Source organism: Pyxidicoccus caerfyrddinensis (assembly GCF_010894405.1).
GTDB lineage: Bacteria > Myxococcota > Myxococcia > Myxococcales > Myxococcaceae > Myxococcus > Myxococcus caerfyrddinensis.
Genome location: NZ_JAAIYA010000001.1, coordinates 762,314 through 784,191, shown reverse-complemented (window position 1 = coordinate 784,191; position 21,878 = coordinate 762,314). Strand labels below are relative to the sequence as shown.

General features: G+C 70.5%; 15 protein-coding genes. 9 read left to right on the top strand and 6 right to left on the bottom strand.

Features of this window, described 5'->3' with window-relative positions:
• Positions 1 to 103 precede the first annotated feature (103 nt).
• On the top strand, positions 104 to 673 hold the full coding sequence (locus G4D86_RS02885; protein ID WP_163989077.1) for a hypothetical protein: 570 nt from the start codon (positions 104 to 106) through the stop codon (positions 671 to 673).
• A complete protein-coding gene (thrC, locus tag G4D86_RS02880) occupies positions 670 to 2,007 on the top strand; it encodes a threonine synthase (RefSeq protein WP_163989075.1) in 1,338 nt (445 codons plus the stop codon). Before G4D86_RS02885 ends, thrC begins: the two co-directional genes overlap by 4 nt.
• A gap of 61 nt (positions 2,008 to 2,068) precedes the next feature.
• Here the strand turns inward: thrC and ribB are convergent, their stop codons facing one another.
• Positions 2,069 to 3,220: a 3,4-dihydroxy-2-butanone-4-phosphate synthase gene (gene ribB / locus G4D86_RS02875; protein WP_163989398.1), complete on the bottom strand. Its 1,152-nt coding sequence runs from the start codon at positions 3,218 to 3,220 to the stop codon at positions 2,069 to 2,071.
• Between the two features lie 201 nt (positions 3,221 to 3,421).
• Here ribB and G4D86_RS02870 point away from each other — a divergent pair, with 201 nt between their 5' ends.
• The 3 genes from G4D86_RS02870 to G4D86_RS02860 are packed head-to-tail and all read left to right on the top strand — an operon-like array spanning position 3,422 to position 5,174.
• Entirely contained in the window at positions 3,422 to 3,760 is a 339-nt protein-coding gene (locus G4D86_RS02870) for a hypothetical protein (protein WP_163989073.1), read from the top strand.
• Positions 3,757 to 4,413, top strand: a complete 657-nt coding sequence (gene tmk / locus G4D86_RS02865; RefSeq protein WP_163989071.1) for a dTMP kinase — start codon at positions 3,757 to 3,759, stop codon at positions 4,411 to 4,413. The genes G4D86_RS02870 and tmk overlap by 4 nt, the downstream gene beginning before the upstream one ends.
• A 23-nt stretch (positions 4,414 to 4,436) precedes the next feature.
• Positions 4,437 to 5,174 (top strand): competence/damage-inducible protein A, encoded by a 738-nt coding sequence (locus G4D86_RS02860; protein WP_163989069.1) that lies wholly within the window; start codon positions 4,437 to 4,439, stop codon positions 5,172 to 5,174.
• Here G4D86_RS02860 and G4D86_RS02855 read toward each other — a convergent pair whose 3' ends face one another.
• The gene (locus G4D86_RS02855; protein WP_163989067.1) at positions 5,175 to 10,250 is read right to left on the bottom strand and encodes a tetratricopeptide repeat protein; all 5,076 of its coding nucleotides are present in this window, start codon (positions 10,248 to 10,250) and stop codon (positions 5,175 to 5,177) included.
• Positions 10,251 to 10,491: 241 nt separating this feature from the next.
• On the opposite strand from G4D86_RS02855, the gene G4D86_RS02850 reads away from it, so the two are divergent.
• The 4 genes from G4D86_RS02850 (at position 10,492) to G4D86_RS02835 (ending at position 14,621) form a co-directional block, all read left to right on the top strand.
• On the top strand, positions 10,492 to 11,412 hold the full coding sequence (locus tag G4D86_RS02850) for a hypothetical protein (protein WP_163989064.1): 921 nt from the start codon (positions 10,492 to 10,494) through the stop codon (positions 11,410 to 11,412).
• A 74-nt stretch (positions 11,413 to 11,486) separates the two neighbouring features.
• Positions 11,487 to 12,926, top strand: a complete 1,440-nt coding sequence (locus tag G4D86_RS02845) for a M91 family zinc metallopeptidase (RefSeq protein ID WP_163989062.1) — start codon at positions 11,487 to 11,489, stop codon at positions 12,924 to 12,926.
• A gap of 310 nt (positions 12,927 to 13,236) precedes the next feature.
• Positions 13,237 to 13,896 carry a hypothetical protein gene (locus tag G4D86_RS02840; protein WP_163989060.1) on the top strand — a complete coding sequence of 220 codons (660 nt, stop codon included), beginning with the start codon at positions 13,237 to 13,239 and terminating at the stop codon, positions 13,894 to 13,896.
• A 71-nt stretch (positions 13,897 to 13,967) separates the two neighbouring features.
• Positions 13,968 to 14,621 (top strand): glutathione S-transferase family protein, encoded by a 654-nt coding sequence (locus G4D86_RS02835; protein WP_163989058.1) that lies wholly within the window; start codon positions 13,968 to 13,970, stop codon positions 14,619 to 14,621.
• A 40-nt stretch (positions 14,622 to 14,661) separates the two neighbouring features.
• Here G4D86_RS02835 and G4D86_RS02830 read toward each other — a convergent pair whose 3' ends face one another.
• From G4D86_RS02830 to G4D86_RS02815, 4 genes are all read right to left on the bottom strand, one after another.
• On the bottom strand, positions 14,662 to 15,204 hold the full coding sequence (locus G4D86_RS02830) for a GNAT family N-acetyltransferase (RefSeq protein WP_163989056.1): 543 nt from the start codon (positions 15,202 to 15,204) through the stop codon (positions 14,662 to 14,664).
• Between the two features lie 107 nt (positions 15,205 to 15,311).
• A complete protein-coding gene (locus G4D86_RS02825; protein ID WP_163989054.1) occupies positions 15,312 to 18,053 on the bottom strand; it encodes a YncE family protein in 2,742 nt (913 codons plus the stop codon).
• 175 nt (positions 18,054 to 18,228) lie between these two features.
• Positions 18,229 to 20,391 (bottom strand): M13 family metallopeptidase, encoded by a 2,163-nt coding sequence (locus G4D86_RS02820; protein ID WP_163989052.1) that lies wholly within the window; start codon positions 20,389 to 20,391, stop codon positions 18,229 to 18,231.
• A gap of 186 nt (positions 20,392 to 20,577) precedes the next feature.
• Positions 20,578 to 21,762, bottom strand: a complete 1,185-nt coding sequence (locus tag G4D86_RS02815; RefSeq protein WP_163989051.1) for a nucleoside phosphorylase-I family protein — start codon at positions 21,760 to 21,762, stop codon at positions 20,578 to 20,580.
• Positions 21,763 to 21,878: the final 116 nt, after the last annotated feature.

Genomic DNA, 21,878 nt, shown 5'->3' with positions numbered 1-21,878 from the left:
GGCTTGGGTGGGGGTGGACCCGCCGCCTGCCTGCCTGCACGCCCGTCATCGTCTGGAAGTCGCGTTGCTCCCGAGAGCGGCGGCCCGCTAACGTTCGCGCATCATGATCATCTGTCCGGTGTGCGACCACGTTCAACCCGAGGGGACCGAGTGCGACGTCTGTGGCCGGGTCTTCCCGGCGCCCGTTGTCGAAGCGGCGCCCGTGGCCCCCCTGGCGGAGCTGGAGCTGACCCCGCACACGGGCGGCCGTGTACCGGTGGAAGTCGCCGTGCTGCCTGAGCTGGATGCGACGCGCCTGAGGGCTGGCCCCGACCTGCCGGCCCAGTCGGTGCCGGACCTGGAGCTGACGCGCGCGGGAGCCACCGGCGCCGTCCCGGTGTTGCCGATCGAGGACCTGGACACCGGCCGCGCCGAGGACGACGGCGTGCGCACCGCCGCGCCCACGGGCGCCGTGGTGTGCCGCTACTGCCGCAACGTGCAGGCGCAGGGCCTGCTCTGCGACCACTGCGGCATGCGGCTGCCCCGGGCGCGCCTGGCGGCCACCGCCGTGGCGGGCGCGAAGGGCTCGGGCGTGGATGAGGACGGCTGGTCCGCCTGCTCGACGTGCCACACCCCGGTGCGTCACGGGAAGATCTGCTCGGAGTGTGGGACGCGATCTAGAGTGGAAGCATGATCGTCCCTGATCCGAAGTTCCGGGCCGAGTACGCGTGCAGTGAGGGCTGTGACTTCCGCGCCTCGCTGCTGGACGTGGTGTACCGGTGCCCGCGCTGCGGTGGCCTGCTGGAGGTGTCGCACGACCTGGCGGCCCTGCGCGCCGTGCCCGGGGTGATGTGGAAGCGGCGCTTCGAGTCGCGCTTCGGCTCCGCGCGGCTGCCGGAGGCGTCGGGCGTGTGGGGCAAGCGCGAGTGGGCCATTCCGGGGCTTCCCGACGAGGACATCGTGTCCCTGGGCGAGGGGCGCGTGCCGCTCAAGCCGCTGCCGCGCATGGCCTCGGAGCTGGGGCTGGCGGCGCTGGAATTGAAGGAGTGCGGCGTCTCGCCAACCGGGAGCTTCAAGGACTGGGGGATGACCGTCCTCGTGTCCGCCGTGAAGCACATGCGCGCCAAGGGAGTGCCGTTGCGTGCGGTGGCGTGCGCGTCCACGGGGGACACGTCCGCGGCGCTGTCCGCCTACTGCGCGGCGGCCGGGATTCCCGCGGTGGTGTTCCTGCCGCGCGACAAGGTCTCGCTCGCGCAGCTCGTGCAGCCCATTGCCAATGGGGCGCGGGTGCTGTCGCTGGACACGGACTTCGACGGCTGCATGAAGCTGGTGCAGGCGGTGACGGCGGACACGGGGCTGTACCTGGCGAACTCGATGAACTCGCTGCGCATCGAGGGCCAGAAGATGGTCGCCGTGGAGCTGTGCCAGGACCTGGGCTGGGAGCCGCCCGACTGGGTGGTGATTCCCGGCGGCAACCTGGGCAATGCCAGCGCGCTGGGCAAGGGCTTCGAGATGATGCTGGAGCTGGGGCTCATCACCCGGCGGCCGCGCATCGCCGTGGCGCAGGCGCAGCGTGCGAATCCGCTGGTGCGCTCCTTCCGTGGCGGCTTCAGCGAGCTGGTGCCGATGCAGGCGGAGAAGACGCTGGCGTCCGCCATCCAGATTGGCAACCCGGTGTCCTTCAAGCGCGCGGTGCGCATCCTCAAGGCCTTCGACGGCGTGGTGGAGGAAGCCACCGAGTCCGAGCTGTCCAACGCCGCGGCGCGTGCGGACCGCGAGGGCACCTTCACCTGCCCGCAGACGGGCGTGGCGCTGGCGGCGGTGGAGAAGCTGGTGGCCCAGGGCGTCATCGCCAGGGGCTCGCGCGTGGCGGTGGTGGCCACCGCGCACGGGTTGAAGTTCGCGGACTTCAAGGTGGGCTACCACCGGAGCGCGCTCGCGGACGTGACGAGCCGCTACGCGAATCCTCCGGTGGAGCTGCCCGCGAACCTGGACGCGGTGCGCGGCGCACTGGCCGACCTGGGCTGATTCAGGGGCGTGGAGCTGCGGAAGGAGCGTTCCTTCCGCGGAGCCGGCCCCTCGATGCCCGTCAGTCCGCGAGCAGCGGCACGCGCTTGTCGATGGTGAGGCCGAAGCCCGCGAGGCCGCGGTAGGTGATGTCCGTGTTGGTCATCACCTGGAGCGAGCGCACGCCCAGGTCGTTGAGGATCTGGCAGCCCATGCCCAGATCTCGCGAGTCCTGCGGGCCGCGCGCCGGGCCGCTGCTGCCATCGGTGTTGCGCTTGTGGTGGATGCCGAAGTCGTCGCCGTGCATGCCGGGCAGGTACACGAGCACACCGTTGCCCTCGCGGGAGATGCGCGCGAGCGCCTGGTCCAGCAGCACGTTGCAGCTGCAGGACGGGGAGCCGAACACGTCTCCCATGGCGCACGCGGCATGCAGCCGCACCAGGGTGCTGGGCCGGGCCGCCGGGTCGCCCTTCACGAGCACCAGCGACTTCGCGCCGTCCGGCAGCCACGTGTACGTGAGCGCGGTGAACTCACCGTAGCGGGTGTTGACGGTGTGCTGGCCGGGCTCGCGGCGCACCAGCCGGTCCTTGCGGCGGCGGTACTCGATGAGGTCGGCGATGGTGATGACCGCCAGCTTGTGCTCGCGGGAGAAGGCCATCAGGTCCGGCATCCGCATCATCGTGCCGTCGTCCTTCACCAGCTCGCAGAGGATGCCCGAAGCCTCCAGGCCGGCGAGGCGGGACAGGTCCACCGTGGCCTCGGTGTGGCCGGCGCGGCGCAGCACGCCGCCCTCGCGGTAGCGCAGCGGGAAGATGTGGCCGGGGCGCAGGAAGTCGTCCGCCTTGCTGTTCGGGTCCACCAGCGCGCGGATGGTCTTCGCGCGGTCCGCCGCCGAGACGCCGGTGGTGGTGCCGTGCCGGAAGTCCACGGAGACGGTGAAGGCGGTGCGGTGGGACTCGGTGTTGTCCGCCACCATCTGCGGCAGGCGGAGCGCGTCCAGGCGCTCGGCGAGCATGGGCTGGCAGACGATGCCGCTGGTGTGGCGGACCATGAAGGCGAGGTGCTCGGGCGTCACCCGCTCCGCCGCCATGATGAGGTCACCCTCGTTCTCGCGGTCCTCGTCGTCGGCGACGATGACGAACTTGCCGTCGCGGATGTCGCGGATGGCGTCCTCGATGGAGGAGAGCTGGGTGTCGGAACTCATGGAGGTGTCGGTCCGCCGGGAGGGCTGCATGCCCTGGCGCATGTAGCGCGCACGCTCCGGGCTCGCAAGGCAACCTGTTGGACGCTGTGCGTTCCGGTGATGGGGCGGATGAGCCGGGCAGGGCTCTCTCTCTGGGGGGCAGAGGGGCCGTTGGAGGGCCGACGGTCGGTTGCTGGCCGGGGTGGCGACTCGACGGGTGGGGCGAGCTGAGGTAGGGTCCGCGGTTCCGTGATGAGCGCCGATACCCAGGATTTGAGGACGCAGCTCGACCAGCTCCAAGAGAGCCTGTCCGTCCGGCAGAGCACGACGCACTTCGCCCATACGGGCGTCTCCACCATCGCCGCCCTGTTGATTGGCGGCGCGGCGGGCAAGCTCTTCTACGACTCCCTCCGCACGCCGCTGCTGGCGTGGGGCGCGACGGTGCTGACGCTGGCGCTGCTGGTGTACGCCTTCCGCCACTACCGCGCGGGCCACAAGGTCCTGGTGGAGGAGCTGAAGGGCTACGAGACGATGATGGAGCTGCGTCGCCAGCTGCGGCTGGACGACCCCGCGGCGCTGCTTCCCCGGTGAGCGCCGCGCGCAAGGCCGTCCGCAAGGGGCGGTTCATCGTCCTGGAGGGACTCGACGGCGCCGGCACCACCACGCAGGTGGAGCGGCTGGCGGCGGTGCTGCGCGCGGAGGGGCACGCGGTGCTCACCACGCGCGAGCCCTCCGACGGGCCCGTGGGCACGATGATTCGCCAGGCCCTCACGGGGCGGCTGGGCCTGCCCGGTGGGGCGGGGCCGCTGTCGCCGGAGACGCTGGCGCTGCTGTTCGCGGCGGACCGGACGGACCATCTCGCGGCGCGGGTGCTGCCGGCGCTGGCCGAGGGCAAGGTCGTCCTGTGTGACCGCTACGTGCTGTCGTCGCTCGCGTACCAGGGGGCGACACTGCCCATGGAGTGGGTGGACGCGGTGAATGCGTGCGCGGTGTCTCCGGACCTGACGCTGTTCGTCGGCGTGAAGCCCGAGGTGGCGGCCCGCCGTCGCGCGGCCCGGGGCGGAGCGCCGGAGCTGTTCGAGGCGGACGAGGCCCAGCGGCGGATTGCAAAGCAGTACGTCGCGGCCATCAAGCTGCTCGAGAAGCGCGAGCGCATCGTCCACATCGACGGCGAGCAGGGCATCGAGGCGGTGACGGAGGCCTCGCTGAAGGAGATTCGCAAGCTGCTCGGCCGGAAGCGCTGAGCCGGGCTAGAGTCGGGCCTCGCATGGAGCGCACCGGCGCAGCGGCGGTCATCATCGGAAACGAGGTCCTGACCGCGAAGGTCACGGACCTGAACGGGCCCCACCTCATCAAGCGGCTGCGCGAGGTGGGCATTCCGCTGCACTCGGTGGAAATCGTCCTCGACGACGTGGACGCCATCGTCAGCGCGGTGTCGCGGGCCCGGCAGAAGGCCCGCTACGTCTTCACCAGCGGCGGCATCGGCCCCACGCATGACGACGTCACGGTGCGCGCGGTGGCGCTGGCCATGGGCAAGTCGGTGGTGCGGCTGCCGGAGATGGTGTCGCTCATCACCGCCCGGGCGCCCGGCGGCCACGTGACGCCCGAGGGCATGCGGTTGGCGGACGCCCCCGAGGGCGCCGTGCTGCTACCCCAGGCGGGCACCTGGTACCCGGTGCTGACGGTGGAGGACGTGTACCTCTTGCCCGGGGTGCCGCAGCTCTTCCGGATGCAGCTGGAGACGGTGCTCGGGCGCCTGAGCGGGACGCCGGTGGTGCTGAACAGCCTCTACCTGCGCCTGGGCGAGAGCGAGATTGCCGCCGTGTTGGATCGCGTGGCGCTGGACATGCCGCACGTGGCCATCGGCTCGTATCCGGAGTTCGACCCGGGCAAGGACTACCGGGTGAAGGTGACGGTGGAGTCCCTCGAGCGAGGCCCCGTGGACGACGCGTTGGAGCGCATCGTCAAGGGCCTGCCCGAGGGCGCGGTGTTGCGGCGGGAGTAGCTACAGCGACAGCCCCAGCCGCTGACGCAGCCGGAAGAAGTCATCGGTGAAGGACCAGGCCAGCAGGGTGCGCAGCCGCTCGCCCTCGCGGATGGCCTGGAGCACGGGCTCCGGGCTGTCCAGGCGCGCGCCGGCGAAGTTCGGGTCCTCGCGCAGCACCATGCTCAGGCCCACGGACACGTCGCCGCAGATGAGGTGGCCCGCCCGGTCCGCCGAGTAGTCCAGCGCGTCCAGCCACGTCGGCAGGTCCACCTTCTGGAGCTCGCCCACCGCGCTCGCCGGAATCTCCAGCGCCTTGAGCGCCTTGCGCGAGTACGCCTTGCGCAGCTGCTTCACCGACTCCTCGTTGCGCCGGCCCAGCGAGGTGAACTGCGGCGAGTGGATGCGGATGGAGTTGCCGATGAGGTCCGCCGTTTCACCCTGCGACAGCTTCTCCAGTACCGCCGCCTTGTTCAGCAGGCCCAGCGCCGCGCGCCCCAGCAGGAACTTCTGCTCGCGCGCGTTGAAGCGCCGCACCACGTCCTGGCCGATGCACACCGACAGCGGCTCGGTCGTCTCCAGCACCGTCAGCCCGCGCCGCGCCTGGTAGGCCTCGAACTCCTCCACGCCGAAGACCTGCGCCACCGTGCGCATGGCCTTGAACACCGCGGAGTCCGACTTCAGCTTGTCCGCCTTGGGGTTGACGCCGACGATGTCGAAGCTCGGCGGGAAGACCTTCTCCAGCTGGTCTCCCACCGCGCGCAGCACCTCCAGCATGGGCCCGCGCGCCGCCGGGTGTATCAGCACCGCGTCCACGTCCGTGGAGCCCAGCGGCTCGCGCACCTCCTGCGCCAGCCGGGTGCGGGCCTCCGTGTAGAAGGCCATCTCCACCTCGTTCGTCGAGCGCATGAACTGCAGCACCGACGCCGCGCAGAACGCCTTGTCGAGCTGCTTCATGCCCTCCCACAGCTTGAACAGCGCGTGCACGCTGTCCACCCGCGTCGGGTCCTGGCGGAGGATCTGCCGGTGCTCCTCGATCGCCATGGGCACGGACGTGGTGTCGCGTGCGTACAGCTCCGCGAGCGCCGCGCGCGCCGTCAGGTTGGTGCCGTCCGAGTCCACCACCTGGCGGTACAGCGCCGTGGCGCGGGCCGGCTCGGACAGCGGGCCAGAGTAGAGGTCCGCCACCCGCATCCGCATCGTCGCCGCGCGCTTCGGGTCCACCGCCATCTGCGCCTGGGCCTGCGCCTCCAGCATCTGCGCCAGCTCCGGCAGGTTGCGCGCGCGCTCGTAGAGCACCACCAGCCGCTCCACCAGCGCCGGGTTGCCCGGCGTCAACTCCAGCGCGCGGCGATAGAGCGGGGTGGCCGCCGCCGCGTCGCCCAGGCCCTCGTCGTAGGTGCGCGCCAGCTCCAGCGTGAAGCGCGCCCGCATGTCCACGGACAGCTCCTGCTGCAAGAGCTTGTGCAGGCAGTCCACCGCGCCCGCCCAGTTGCGGCCCTGTGCGTGCAGCGCGGCCAGCTGCTCCAGCGCCTCCAGGTTCCGGGGCAGGGTGGCCAGCACCGTCTGCAGGTGCGCCGCCGCGCGGCCCGGGTCGTTCAGGTGCGTCGCGTACAGGTTGCCCAGCGTCAGGTGGAGCTGCGCCATCGCGCGCGGGTCTCCGCCCTGCTGCACGCGCTGGCTCAGCATGGCCGCGGCCTCGGGATACTGCTGCGCCTCCAGCAGCAGCGCGCCGCGCAGCTCCAGCGCCTCGGGGAAGCCCGGCTGCGCGGCCAGTGCCTTCTCCAGGTGCGCCAGCGCGCGAGGCCGGTCATTCAAGGCCGTGTGGTACAGCCGCGCCGCGCCGACGAAGGCCGTGGCCGCCGCCGCGCCGTCCTTGAGTGCCAGCTTCGCCTCGGCGCGCCGCTCCTGCAGCGCCGCCAGGTCCGCCGAGCCGCCGCGCTGCGCGAGCAGCTCCTCCAGGCCCGCCTGCGCGGCCGGGTGCAGCGGGTCCTTCTCCAGCGCCTGCCGGTACAGCGCCGTCGCCCCGTCCGAGTCACCCAGCTTGCCCGCCGCCAGCCTCGCCGCGGCGAGGAGGGCGTCGATGGCGCCGCGAGGATCCCGGCTCACGCGGGCCTCGGCCTCCAGGGCGGTCCGCGCCCCGGAGAAGTCCCCGCGCTTGATCGCCACGCGCCGCGCGCCTTGCAGCGCGGGGAGGCACGTCGGCTGCAGCTCCAGCGCCTGGCGGTAGAGGGCCGCCGCGCGCTCCACGTCGTTGAAGCGCCCATCCGCCAGCTCGGCGGTGCGCAGCAGCATCTCCAGTGCCTCGTCGGCGTCCTGCGCCGCCGCCAGTCGCATGGTGTAGAGGCGGGCCAGTCCGGTGGCATCACCCGCCTGGCGCAGCCCGCGCTCCAGCACGAAGGCGAGCCGCGCGTCGCCCGGGTCCGCCTCGAAGGCGCGCTTGTAGGCCTCCAGCGTCCCCTCCGCGGGCGTCTTGTCCAGATCCAACGCGGCGGACAGGCGCAGCGCGGTGGCCAGGCGCGGGTCATTCACGCGCTCGGCGATGCGCTGGCGCAGCTCGGCGCGGCGGGGGCGGTCGGAGGCGCGGATGCGCTCCAGCAGCGTGAGGGCGGTGAGGTTGCCGGGGTCCAGCCCCAGCACGGCCTCGCTGCACTGGGACGCGCGTGACGGCTCCTGGAAGCGGTCCAGGTACAGCCGCGCCAGCTTCAGGTACGCGGTCACCTTGGCCGTGGGCGTGCCGCCCACCTGCGTCTCACGGTCCAGGATGGACACCAGCTCCTTCACATTGTCCTGCGCCAGGTACAGCCGCTCCAGCGCGCGCAGCGTGGCGGCGTGGCCCGGCGTCAGGCGCAGCACCTCCTGGTACGTGTCGATGGCGAGCTGCGGCCGCTGGAGCTGGTCCTCCCAGATGGTCGCCGCCTGGTAGAGCGCGTTGGCGCGCTCCAGCGGGTCCGTGCGGTTGGCGGCCTCGGCGCGCAGCACCTCGACCAGGTTCTCCCACGCACCGGCGGAGCGGTAGATGCGGGCCAGCGCGCGCAGCGCGGGGAAGTAGCTGGGCGCCAGCATCAGCGCTTCGTTGAACGAGGCGATGGCCTCGCTCTCCATCTGCAGCTTCTGCTCGTACAGCTCGCCAATCTTGTAGATGAGCGCCGCGGCCTGCTCGGTGGACGGAGAGGCCTCCGACTCCGCGCGGTACATGTCGATGAGCTTCGCCCAGCGGCCGTCCTGCGCGTACAGCCGGCCCAGCGCCTTGAGCGCGGGCAGGTACGACGGCGACAGCGCCAGCACGCGCTCGTAGGCGGAGATGGCGCCCGCGCGGTCCTTCAGGTGCTCGTCGAGGATTTCGGCGTTGCGGTGCAGCAGCGACAGCACCTGCTTGGTGTCACCGGCGAGCGACGCCTCCAGGTCATTCGTCTCCAGCAGCTCGCGGAAGCGCGCGGCCCGCTCGTACAGCCGCGCCAGGTTGCGGATGGTGGGCAGGTGGTCCGACGCCAGGTCGAGGATGCGCTTCATGCACTCGATGGCATGGTCCAGGTCTCCGAGCCGGTCCTCGTACACCACCGCCATCTTGTTCAGCGTGGTGATGAGCTGGTCTCGGTCCGACGTCTGGAGCAGGTCCTGCTCGTACATGGCCACCAGCTCCGCGAAGCGGCCCTGGCGCTCGTAGAGGCGGGTGAGGGCCTTCTGCGCGGGGAGGTAGCCGGGCTGGAGCTGGAGGCAGGTGTTGTAGCGGGTGATGGCGTCTTCCTGACGGCCCAGCCGCTCCTCCAGAATCTCCGCCGCCTTGTACATGCGCGCGGCCTTCTGCTTCGCGTCCTCGGCGGCGGCCACCTCCGCGTCGAACACGGAGACCAGCCCCTCCCAGTTCTGCATGCGGTAGTACAGCTTGCCCAGGCCCGCGAGCGCCGCCGCGTGGCCGGGGATGCGCGCGACAATGGCCTGGTAGCGCGCGGCCGCGTCCGCCTCGCGCTTGAGCGTCTCCTCGTAGAGCGCGGCCAGCCGGAGGTTGGTGGCCACCAGCTCGCTCTCGTCGTTGAGCGAGCCCACGCGCGCCAGGAGCACGTCCGCCAGTTCCTCGTAGCGGCCCTGCGTCTCGTAGATGCCGGCCAGCTCGCTCAGCACCAGCGGCTCGTTGGGCGCCACGCTGCGCGCGTCCAGCAGCGCCGCCAGCGCCTCGCCCTTGCGGTCCGCGCGCTCACACACCTTGGCGATCTGCAGATACGCGGGCGCGGCCTGCGGGCCCAGCGCGGCGGCCTCGGCGGCCAGCACCTCGAGCAGCTCGTCCGTCTTGCCCTCGCGCTCGGACAGCCGCTTCATCGCCGCCAGCAATTGCAAGTCCGTGCGGTCCAGGGCGAAGGACTGGCGGAAGAGGACGGCGGCCGGGTCTCGCTGCTTCAGCCGCTCCTCCATCAGCAGGCCCGCGGCGGTGAGGTAGTGCGCGCGCAGCGACGGCTGCTGCACGGCGGCGGACAGCAGCCGGTACACCTCCACCAGCGCGTGCGAGTCATTGCGCGCGGCGTAGACGGACTCGAGCTGCGTGAGGACGACCACGTCCGTGGGCCGGCGCTCCAGGCACAGCTTGAGACAGGCGGTGGACTCCTCGTCGCGAGACAGGCGCTCCTGGAGGATGATGCCCTTCTCGAAGAGGAGCGCGGCCTGGTGGCGCACGTCCTCGGTGGCGGACAGCTCGGCGTCCAGCAGCTGCAGCACCATCTGCCAGTTGCCCACGTCCGCGAAGAGGCGGCGCGCGGCGCGGATGTTGACGAGGTACCGGGGCGCCAGCTTGTACGCGCTCTGGAAGGCCACCGCGGCGTTGCGCGGGTTCTTCAGCGGCTCCTCCCAGAGCAGGCCCACCTCGTGGAAGAGGAGGGCGGCGGCCTGCGGCTCGGTGGCGCTCAGGGCCTTCGCCTCGCGCTCCAGCGAGGCGATGCGCTCGCGGGCCTCGTCCTCGGCGCTGGTGTTGGGCGGCGCGGGAAGCTGGCTGGCGGCCTGGGCGAGCGTCTCGGTGGCCGTTGCCGCGGGCTTCGCGGACGCTCCTGACATGGGCGGAGAGGCCACGGGGACAGCGGGCCGCGGGACGTCGTTGCGCTCACTCATGGAAGCCGGCTCCGAATGGCCAGTGCGGGGGAGGGGCGACTTGGCCGGTTGCGGTCGTAACACGCGCTCGGCCGGTCTCTCAACTTCCCGACTTTCCTGACGATTTGGGCGCCAGGGCCCCCAGGAGGCGGGCAGGCGGCCCTGTCCGGAGAGGGGGCCCGGAGGCCGGTGCTAGCATGCGCCTGCTTCGCCACCAGCCAGCTGTGACGGGCGCCCGTCGCGGTGAGAGGGGAGACTGGCCATGAACCGCCGTGCCCGGGTCGTCCGTGTCGCAATCCTGCTCGTGGGCCTCGCCGGCCCCGCGCTCGCCTCCGAGCAGACGGTGGATGGCCTCATCATCGGCAAGACGCGGTGCGACGAAGCCATCCGCACCCTGTACGCCCGGGATCGCGAGCGCGTCCAGGCGGCGACGGAGGTGCCCGCCGAAGGCTCCATGGAGATGAACGGGCTGCGGGCCATGCTCAAGAAGCCCAAGGGCGACAAGACGCCCTACAAGGTCCTCTACGTGGAGGAATCGAAGCACGACGAGCAGAGGGACCTCGAGGCCGCCGCGAAGGGCCCCGAGCTGCGCGGGCTCAACACGGAGGAGTGCAACCCCTACGGCTACATGGCCATGGACGAGATGGCCTCCCGGGCGCTGAACCTCGACCAGCCCGTGCAGGTCGACGTCGCGGCCCTCGGCGTGAAGAAGTGCCCCTACGTCACCAACTTCGTCAGCGTGGGCGGGATGGCCCACCGGGACGGGCGGCTCCTCTGCCTGGATGGCGTCGTGGGCATCTACTCGACGCAGGTCCGCACGGAGTTCCCCAAGCTGCGGCAGGAGTGGGCCGCGAAGCAGGGGGCGCCCAAGGACCTGGGCATCGAGTCGCTCACCATCGACATCAACACCATGACCGCGACGCGCTTCCAGTCCGGGGCGGCCTTCCGCCACGACGATGGGCTCGTCCTGCTCACCGGCCTGGGCAGCCCGCCGGACGGGCCCGCGAAAGTGACCCGCAAGGGCCAGGACTTCATCTTCAAGATGCCCACGGAGCTGAAGCACGACGCGACGACGGAAGTCACGTACCTGTCGAAGGCCGCGGTGGCCACGCTCGAGCAGGACAAGAAGCTGTACGACGAGCTCGCCGCGAAGGCGGCCGCCCGCAAGAAGAAGCGCCGTTAGCGGAATTCCGGGGGGACGCAACTTCCACCCACATCCACCGATAATTTGAAACAGGCCTTCGCAAGAGGAATTCCATGAGCACGAATCGCATCGGTGGTGGTGGAGCTCCTTCGACGCAGCGGACCCAGCCCCGGGCCGAGCCGCGTGTCGAGACCGCGAGGCCGGCGACCGTCGCCCCCAGGCAGGACCCGGTGGGCCAGCAGGTTCGCAACCGGCTCGCCACCGACAGCTTCGAGGGCACGTCGCCCCGCACGGGTCGGCTGGACCTGACCGGCGCCCGTCCCGCGCCGCCGACTCCGACTCCGACTCCCGTCGGGCCGCAGGTGACCACGAACCGCGCCGGGCAGACGGTGGTGGACCTGGGGGATGGTGGCAAGCAGGCCACGGTGTCCCGCGGTCGTGACGGTGGGCTGACCGTCACCTCCGACGGCACCAGCGTCAACCTGACCGCGGAGCAGGCGCGGAACGTCGTCATCCGCGGCGGCAATGGCAATGACCGCATCGCGGTGGACGCCGACGTGACGGCGAACCTCCGCATCGAGGGCGGCGACGGCAACGACACGCTCATCGGCGGCGCTGGCCGGAACACCCTCGTGGGCGGGGCCGGGGATGACTACATCCAGGGCGGGGCGGGCAACGACCGCATCCAGGGTGGCGCGGGCCGCGACGTCGTGTACGGCCTGGGCGGCAACGACACGATTACGGGCGGGGCGGACCGCGACTACGTCGACGGTGGCGAGGGCAATGACACCATCAGCGGCGGCACCGGCAATGACCAGGTGATGGGCGGCCGTGGCAACGACAGGCTGAACGGCGGCGCTGGCGACGACGTGGTCGCCGCGGGCGAGGGCAAGGACCGGGTCAACGGAGGCACCGGCCGCGACACGCTCTTCACCCAGACGGACGATGTCCGGTACGGGTCGAACGCGCAGCGGGCGGGCGACACCGTGACGACGGTGGACCTGAACACGAATAACGCCGCCGGCAATGTCCCCGGTAGCTCCATCGTCATCGAGGGCGATGCCGCCTTCCAGGCGCGCGTGCAGTCCGACCTGGACGCGCTGCGCTCCACCCCGCAGGGCCGGGAGATGCTCACGGCGCTCGACAACAGCGGCCACACCACCACCATCCGCCTCCAGACGAATCCGGCCGCAGGCAACACCGCGGGCGCGACGGACGGCACCAACGCCTGGCTGAAGCCGGATGGCACCCCGGGGAGTGGCTCGGACGCGGTCATCAACTACTACCCCGAGCGCATCTCGCTGGGCGGTGAGGACTGGCAGAACCGCCCGCCCGTCGTCGGCCTCTTCCACGAGATGGTGCACGCCTACAACTACACCACTGGCACGCTGGCCCCGGGCCAGACGGGCGGGGTGAACAACCGCGAGCTGGCGGCGGTGGGTCTGCCGTACGACGGCGACGCCAACGCGACCACGCCGAACCAGCACCCCGGGCACATCAACGAGAACGACTACCGCGACGAGCTGAACCTGCCCACGCGGCCCCGGTACTGATTCCAGGCGCGGATGGAGCCTGCGCGGAATGACGTGAAGGTGCGGTCCCCGGCGGCCGGCGGCAGCGGAAGGAGCATTCCTTCCGCCAGCCCGCCGCCCGAAGGGGACGGAGCACTGGCATCGCCCGCGTCCTGAAGGCCTCGCGGTTCGCCTTCGGTCGCGTGGCGGCATCGCCACCATGGCCTCTCGGAGGGCGGTGGTGGCCACGTGCCTCTGCCACCGACACCTGGGTTCAACCATGGAAGGGCGTGACCGGTGCCGGACGGCGCTGGCATCCTCCGTCCCCTGTGCATTCCATCGAGGAGGCAAGTTGAGACATCCGGCACGCGTCGCGGCGTGTATCCTCCCCTGCATCCTGGTCATGCTCGCGGGCTGCGCACGGAGCCAGCCCGCCACGGCGCAGGCGGAAGGGAAGAAGCCCATGGCGGCGGTCCAGGAGTCGAGCGGCATGCTGCGTGTCACCGAGCTGTCCCTCATGCAGGACGCGCTGGTGGTGCGCTACTCGCTTCACGGGGAAGCCCCCGTGTGGGTGGTGGATCAGCTCTTCAGCACCAGCGCCGCCGGCTACCACCACCTGGAGCCCGAGCGCGCGTACGTGGAGGCCCGGGACGGGGTGCTCGTGCTGACGCGGGCGCTGCTGCCCGTGCCGGACGACATCGAGGTGGAGGCGCCCGAGGTGCCCTGCGTGCGCAAGCTGTCGCCGGGGGAGTCGCTCACAGGGGAGATTCGCGTGCGGCTGCCGCCGCGGCAGGACCTGCCGTACCGCGACTCGCGCCCCCTGGACCTGGCCACGCTGCGCTCGGTGAAGCTGCGCATCGGCTACCTGCCGGACGTGCCGGAGCTGGAGCTCCACGAGTCGAAGGACGACGTGGGCCGCCCGTGCCGCTACCCGAGCTTCGGGCCCGCCATCACCCGGCAGCAGTTCGCCGACGTGGGGCCCCTGCCGATGCCGGCCCGCACCACGCCCTGAGCCGGGGACGCCAGGGCCGACTCCCCAACCGTCGAACCCAGGTGGCAATGTGGGTGACGAGGAGCCTCTCGATGACCATCACCATCACCGCCTTTGAACGCTCACCCGATGGCGGCAAGGGACTGGCGCGCGATACGCGAGTTCGCTGGGCGCTCGAGGAAGTGGGCCAACCCTACCAGGTTCGCCTTGTTTCCTTTCGTGCGATGAAGGAACCCGCGCATCTGGCGCTTCATCCTTTCGGTCAGATTCCGACCTATGAAGAAGGCAATCTCGCGCTGTTCGAGACAGGGTCGATCGTGTTTCACATCGCTGAGCGACATGCAGGCTTGCTGCCGGACGATGCCAATGCCCGGGCGCGCGCGATCACCTGGATGTTTGCCGCGCTCAACACGGTGGAACCGCCCATCCTCGAGTTTGTAAACGCGAAGCTGTTCGAGCGCGACAAGCCCTGGCATGCGGAGCGCCTTCCCCTGGTGGAAGAGCGCGTTCGCGGCAGGCTGAACCCACTTTCCGTTCGCTTGGGTGATGCCGACTGGCTTGATGGTGGGTTCAGCGCGGGCGACCTGATGATGGTGTCGGTGCTGCTCAGGTTGAGGTCATCGGGCATTCTGGACGAATACAGAAACCTGGCTGCTTATGTCGCCCGCGGCGAAGCGCGGCCCGCCTACAAGCGAGCCTTCGACGCTCAACTGGCGGTCAATACCGGCAAGCCATCGACCGGCTGATTGCGGTCTGCCCCGGGTTTGAAGCGCAGTCGCCATTCGCCTACTTCCGCCGCGCCCGCCACTCCTCGCGGCTCTGACCCCACGCCTCGATGAACGTGGTGTCATGCGGCGGCGGCAGCGTCACCGGCCCGATTTTCTTCGAGCCCAGCTTCCGGGCGACCTCGGCGGACGGGGTGTTCTCCGGCACGATGCAGTGGATGACCTGCGTCCACCCGAGGGTGTCGAAGGCCCAGTCGATGGACGCCGTCGCCGCCTCGATGGCGTAGCCCTTGCCCCAGGCGCTGCGCAGTAGTCCCCAGCCCACCTCGGTGCCCGGCCAGCCCTCCGGCTTCCACGGGCCGATGCGTCCCACCCAGTGGCCCGTGGACTTCTCCAGCACGGAGAACATGCCAAAGCCCTGCAGCGCCCACGAGCCCGCCATGGCGCTCATCGCCCGCCACGCCATGGCCCTCGGCTGCACGCCCCCGATGAAGCGCGCGGACTCCGGGTCCGCGATGATCGCCGCGAAGCCGTCCAGGTCCTCCAGCGCCGTGGGGCGCAGGATGAGGCGGGCGGTCTCGAGCGTCGGTCCGGGGGCAATCATGTGCGGGCTCCGAGGTAGCGGATGAACGGGAAGGCGGACCGTATACCGCCTTCCCGTCCCTTTCCTTCCCTCAGCGTGCGTCGGGCGCGCTCAGCACCGCGCCCCCGTCACTCGTCGCCGTCGAGCACGCCATCCAGGTCCCGGTCGATGCCGATGCGCTGGCCCGAGCCCGGCGGCGTGCACGTGTACGTCAGCACGCCGTTGGCCTGGACGATGCCCTGCCGCAGGAGCGTGTCGGAGACCAGGGGCACCGCCGCCCGGTCCACCTTGAACTGCGCACCGCCCACGTACAGCAGGCCCACGTCGTGGCCCGAGACGCGTCCCTTCGCCACCAGGTCGCACTCGCCCGCGTCGGCGCGCTGCCGCAGCAGGTCGATGCGCGGCCCCGCCACGGACGGGTTGCCCGCGGTGAACGTCACCTGCTGCCCGACGATGGGCGCCAGGTTGCTCTCGAAGGCGAACATGTACTGCTCCATGTTCTTCTTCGCCGCGAAGCCCGCCGGCGTGTCGGGGATGCCGACGGCGTTGAAGATGGGGTGGAAGTCGAACCCGCTGTTGAAGTGGAACAGCGTGGGGATGGCGCCATCGCTGTTGAAGCCGATGCCGCGCACCTGCTCTCCCAGGAACGAGTCCGCGGGCGAGTTGCCGAAGGGGTAGCCGGCGCCGAACGCGCCGACCTTCTGGTACATGTTCCGCAGGTGCGGAACCTTGGGGAACAGCGGCTCCGCGTCGAAGGACGACTTGCCGTCCGTGCCGAAGAAGCCCTTGAAGGGGCCCTCGCCCGGGTTCGCATTCACGTCCACCCGGTGGCAGGACTCGCACGAGCCGTGGAAGAAGCTGGTGGTGCCGACGAAGAAGTCGCGGCCCGCCTGCTGCTGCGGCGTGAGCGAGTTGTCCAGGTTGCGGATGGGGTTGGGCGGGTACGTCACCTGGAGGATGAAGTTCGTGAACTTCTGCATGTCCTCCGCGGGAAGCTGCGAGCTGCGCCCGAGCAGGTCCATGAACGCCGGGTTGAACTGCTTGAAGGCCGCGGCCTCGTCGAAGGCGCCGCTGTTCGGCTGGACGCTCGGGGCCTCGGCGCCGGCGGTGCGGTCACCGCGCCAGTGCATGGCGCCGTGGTTGGCCATGCCGCGCAGGCTCTGCGTGGCCAGGGGGCCCTTCATCGGGTGGAAGGACGGGTCCTGTCCGAAGGTGGCGTCCGGGCCGAACTCGGGCAGCACCGGCACCACGGGGTTGTAGTTCGCCTTCACGGCGCCGTCCGGGTTGCCCAGGTCCCAGGTGAGGCTGTCGAAGTCACCGAAGATGTGGCAGCTCGCGCAGGACGCGTCGCCGTGGCTGGAGCTGTTGCGCGCGTCGTAGAGGAACGGACGCCCCTCCACGATGCTCACCGGCTCCGGGTTGAACATGGGCAGGTGGGCCACCTCCTGCTTCGTGGTGGTGTTCACGACGGAGATGGAGTTGTCGAAGCGCGTCAGCACGTAGAGGCGTCCGCGCGCCTCGTCCAGCACCACGCCCGTGGGGCCGCCGCCGGTGAGCGGAATCTGGTTGGCCGTGCTCGGCACGAAGGTGTCCGCCTCCAGCGCGGCGGTGGAGTAGACGCCCAGCTTGGATGAACCGAAGGCCGCGACATACAGCGTGGCGCCGTCGGACGTCACCGTCATCCCCAGTGGCTGCGCGAGGCTCTTCTCGCTCTCCGCGTTGGGCACCGGCGCGCAGCAGACGGCGTAGTTGATGTGCTTGTTGAGGTGCCGGGGCGCGACGCTGCCCGTGCCCAGCACGGTGATGCGGCTCTCGTGCAGGTGCCCGCGCAGGGTGCTACCGGCGAAGGTACCGGGGCCCTCGAAGCGCAAGTCATTCCGCGCCTCGGTGTTGCTGACGTAGACCTTCCCACTCACGGGGTTGACGGCCATGTTGAACAGGATGCTGCCCACACCCGTGTAGAAGCCCGCGGTGCCGGACACCTGCGCCGGCGGGTTGGCGGTGGCGGAGATGGCGAACACGTCCTTGTCCGGCAGCGAGAAGGGCATCTGCTGCGTCCACGGACGGCCCAGCACGTCCAGCCAGTCCTGGCCGTTGTACTTGACGATGACGGAGGTCTCCGGGGCCGGCACGCCCTGGAAGTTGACGTTGGGGCCGGGGACGCCGCCCGCCGCCTCGCCGCCGTTGGGCACCAGGCTCTCGTGCACCACCGCCGTGCGGTTGCCGGAGTGGAACACCGCCGCGTAGACGCGCGCGCCGTCCGGCGTCACCGCGAGCGCGCGGGGCGTGTCGCCGAAGAGGGGGATGATGGTGAGCGGGTTGCCGCCCAGCGTCGTGCCCAGGTTGTCCGAGTCGAACACCCAGACGTCGGTGCGGCCGACGCCCTCCGTGGTGAGCTGCGGGTCGAACGGGGCGTTCTGTCCCCGGTGCGCGGCGGTGATGAAGGCGCGCTTGCGGCCCGTGCCCGCGAAGACGATGTCGCGGGGCTCGTCACCCACGAGCAGCGTGCGCGTCACCGTGCCGCTGCTCCCGCTCGCATCGACTCGCACGACGCTGACGCTGTCGGACAGGTGGTTGACGACCCAGACCTCGTCGTTGGTGCGCGCCGCGACGGCGACGGGCTCCAGGCCCACGGGCACCGAGCCGCGGTGGACGAGGCCGCTGGTCTCCACCTGGAAGATCTCCAGGCGGTTGTCCGGCGTGTTGGCGGCGAAGAGCAGCCTGCCGTTGGGCGAGAGTGCCAGGGGCCGGACCTGGCCGCTCTCGAAGAGGGTGAAGTGTGCGGCGGAAGCGGTGGCGCTCACGAGGAGCGTCGCCGCGAGCACTGCTGTCGAAATGCCACGGCAAAGGGCCGTGCCTTGGACCTTCATGGTGCCTCGCTCGAGATGTCGGACGTCGTGCCAACCGGGATACGGAGGCACGATGCAGCGCGGGTTGCGCGCCCCGAGCGTAGGCGGGAATGTTCAGCTGAAAACAGAACCGCCCGGGGCGGGGGACGGGGGTACCGTCCCGCCTTCCCCGGGCGAGTCTTTCAATACCTGCGGGCTACCAAATGCGGACGCGCTGGTCCGGCGTGAGGAACAGCTTCTGGCCGGGCTGGACGTCGAAGGCCTGGTACCAGGCGTCGTTGTTGCGCACCGTGGACGCGCGGTACTCGCCGGGCGAGTGGCCGTCCGTCAGCAGGATGCGGCGCAGCAGCGGCTCGCGGTACTTGTTGCGCCACACCTGGGCGAAGCCGAGGAAGAAGCGCTGGTCGCCGGTGAAGCCGTCAATCACCGGCGCCGGCTTGCCGCCGAGCGACAGCTTGTAGGCGTCATACGCCACGGCCATGCCCGCCACGTCCGCGATGTTCTCGCCGAGCGTCAGGTCGCCGTTGACGTGCAGGTCGGGCAGCGGCTGGTAGGCGTTGTACTGCTCGGTGAGCGCCTTGCCGGCGGCCTGGAAGCGCGCCTCGTCCTCCTTCGTCCACCAGTTGGACAGCTTGCCGTGCGCGTCGAACTTCGCGCCGGTGTCGTCGAAGCTGTGGGAAATCTCGTGGCCGATGACGGCGCCGATGCCGCCGTAGTTCACCGCCGGGTCCGCGTTCGCATCGAAGAAGGGCGGCTGGAGGATGGCGGCGGGGAAGATGATGGAGTTCTGCTGCGGCGAGTTCAGCGCGTTCACCAGCTGCGGCACCATGAACCACTCGGTGCGGTCCACCGGCTGGCCCAGCTTGGCCAGGTTGCGCTTCAGCTCGAAGAGCGACGCGCGCTCGGCGTTGCCGTACGCGTCGTCACGGGCAATCTGGAGCGTCGAGTAGTCCCGCCACTTCGTCGGGTTGCCGATGCTCGTCTGGAGGGTGCCGACCTTCTCCTGTGCACGGGCCTTCGTCTGGGGGGACATCCAGCTCAGCGCTTCCACGCGCTTGCCGAAGGCGGCGACGATGTTGCGGACCATCGTGTCCGCCTCCGCCTTCACCTCGGGCGGGAAGTACTTCTCCACGTACAGCTTGCCCACGGCCATGCCCATGGTGCCGTTGGTGAAGTCGATGGCGCGCTTCCAGCGGGCCCTCAGCTCCTTCGCGCCGGCCAGCGTCTTGCCGTTGAAGTTGAAGCTCTCGTCGACGAAGGCCTTGGGCAGCACGCCCGCGGTGCGGGCGACGGCGCGGAAGGCCAGGTAGTCCTTCCAGGCCTGGAGCGGCTCGCCGCCGACGAGCTTGGAGATGCCCACCAGCGCGGTCGGCTGCCACACCAGGACCTGCGGCTGCTGCGCGAGGCCGGCGGCGGTGAAGAACGCGTTCCAGTCGAAGCCCGGGGCCTTCTTCGCGAACTGCTCACGCGGCCAGGGGTTGTTCGTCTTGTTGATGTCGCGCGTGTCGACCTGAGCCCAGTGGGCCTTGGCGATCTTCGTCTCCAGGTCCATGACGCGGGCGGCGCGAGCCTCGGGCTCGGACAGGCCCGCCAGCTTCAGCATGTTGGCGATGTGCTGCTGGTACGCCTGGCGCACCTCCTTGAAGCGGGGGTTGTCGGCCAGGTAGTAGTCGCGGTCCGGCAGGCCCAGGCCGCCCTGGAGGAGGTACGGGGCGTAGCGGGACGGGTCGTTCAGGTCCTCGGCAATCCACAGGCCGAAGATGCGGCTCGTGGAGACGTTGCCGGTGTTGAGCGGGTCCACGTCGGCGCGCAGGCCCTGGCCCAGCTCGGTGGACAGTTGCTTCTTGTTGGAGATGGCCGCGATGCGGTCCAGCTCGGGCTTCAGCGGGGCGGTGCCCTTGGCCTCGATGCCGGCCTCGTCGAGGTAGCTGGCGAAGACGTCGCCGATCTTGCGGCCCTCGCTGCCCTCCGCGGCCTGGACCTGCGCTTCAATCAGCTCGCGGGTGCGCTGGTCGGCCTGCTCCGCCAGCCGCGTGAACATGCCGTAGCTGGAGCGGTCGGCGGGAATCTCCGTCTTGTCCAGCCAGGTGCCGTTGGCGAACCGGTAGAAGTTGTCCCCGGGCTTGACGGCCTTGTCCATGCCGGCGAAGTCGTAGCCGAAGGTGCCGTACATCGGCTTCGGCGCGGCGGGGGCGGCTGCCGCGGGGGCCTGTGCGGGGGCGGGGCTCTCCGCCGGGGCGGAGGGCGGCGGCGTCTTCTCCGCCGGAGCGGAGGACGCGCACGAGGTCATCAGAGCGGAAGCGCACACGGCCACAACGCCGCGCGCCGCGCCCGGGAAACGTCGATGGGGATGTTTCAAGGTGAAGCTCCTGAACGAGAGACCACAGCGCCGGCCCGGGGGAGGGACCCCCGGAGCCTTCGAGACCTGGGGATATAGACGGTCTGGCGCATGCAGTGGGGGAGCGAACAGCGGGACGGGCATTTTCATCCCGTCCCGCGTGCCTTGTGGCCAACGAATGGCTCTCGTGTCCTACCTGGCTCCCGCCTACGCGTCGTTGCCGTGGCCCGCGATGACGGCCCAGGTGGCGAGGGCGCTGTTGACGCTGGTCCAGTAGCCGTAGGCCTCGTAGTACCAGACGGCCCAGTGGGCCTGCATGTTGAGCGCCCGCGGCGTGTCGGGCAGGTCCCCGTTGATCTGCGGATCGGACGCGTTGCGGATGACGAGCCACAGGGGCGCCTGGTCTCCGAGCTCCTCGGCCACCAGGCCCAGCACCGCGTCTCCCATCTCCACGCCCGCGCCGGCGGCCTCCAGTCCGTTGCGCGAGGTGCCGAACTCGAAGAAGTCGGTGGTGAGGATGGGGTGGAAGGCGGGCATGTCCCGCCCGTCGACCTTGAAGTCGGGCGTGTTGCGGATGCCTGGCAGCAGGGGGCCGGTGAAGGCGTAGCGCTTCGTGGGGGGCCCGAAGTCAGGCTCGCGGAGCTGGTCCGCGTGGCGGGCCATCAGCCGGTGCGCGTCCTCGAAGTGCCGGGTGGGGATGGGGAAGTCGCAGCGGTACGTCTTCCCGTTGAAGGACTCGTTCTTGAACTCCATCGCCAGGCGGAACTTCGCGGCGCGGGTGATGATGACGTCTCCCAATTCGTGGTCCGCGAACGTCGCGCCCGCGGTGCCCACGGTGATGACCATGCGCGGCTTCACCTCGCGGATGAGCTGGTGGAACAGGTCCTTCACCGGCAGCGTGGCGGTGCCCTGGCCGGTGCGGACGCCGTCCTGGTTGAGGTGCAGCTCCGACTTGAAGCACAGCACCCGCTTGTCGCCGATGCGCGTGAGGAAATAGCTCCCCAGGCGCTTCACCCGCTGCGACGGGGCGCCCTTGCGGATGTTCGGCTGGTACTTCGTCGTGAAGTCGCGGTCGTAGTTGTACCAGCGCTCGCGTCGCATCCCCGGGGTGAGGGTGTCCGCCAGCGCCTCGACTTCGGCCACCGTCCAGGTGACGACCAGGTAATCCGCCTCGGGCAGGGGCGCGCCGGGGTCTGGAATCTGTGGGAGGGGCTGGGGCGTGGGCGCCAGCCCTTCGGGATAGCTCAGCCCCAGGTTCACCTTCTCCAGCGGGGCCCTGTCTCGCGGAATGGCCAGGGCTTCCAGCGGCTGTTCGTCCTCCAGGGCTCCATACTCGATGATGTGACGCGCAAGCAGGCTGGGGTTGCTCAGGATGGAATGAGGGTTCGGCACGGCGCACCTCCAGGGGGGTCCCCTGGGTAGAGGGCGGCGTGGTGGCTTGTGACCCCCGGTGCCCGCCTGCCGTGGCGCGTCCGGTCGCCCGGGTGCCCCAGCAGGGAGCCCAGAAC